General features: G+C 76.1%; 1 pseudogene. It reads right to left on the minus strand.

Annotated elements, in window-relative coordinates:
* A pseudogene (locus Q2100_RS30910) lies at window positions 1-305 on the minus strand (iron ABC transporter permease); the annotation flags it as partial.

Consider the following 305-nt stretch of genomic DNA (forward strand, 5'->3'; position numbering starts at 1 on the left):
GATCCGCTCGGTCAGCGCGCTGTTCGAATCCCCCGCCACCCGGTCGGCCTGCCTGCTCAGCCGGCCCGAGGCGGCCATCGCCGCCAGCAGCACCACCACCCCGGCCAGCGCCGCGGCGCCGAGCTGCCACGGCGCCACCGCGAACAGTGCCAGTGCGACGGCCAGCGGCAGCAGCACCGCGTTGAGCAGCGGGGTCAGCAGGTTGACGACGAGGCCCACCAGGTCCGGCCCGGTCGCCGCGATGGCCTGCCGGGCGGTCGCGGTGTTGTCGGCGTCGAACCAGTCCAGCCGCACGGCGGGCAGCC

Origin of the sequence: Mycolicibacterium arseniciresistens (assembly GCF_030519285.1) — a bacterium.
Classification (GTDB): Bacteria; Actinomycetota; Actinomycetes; order Mycobacteriales; family Mycobacteriaceae; genus Mycobacterium; species Mycobacterium arseniciresistens.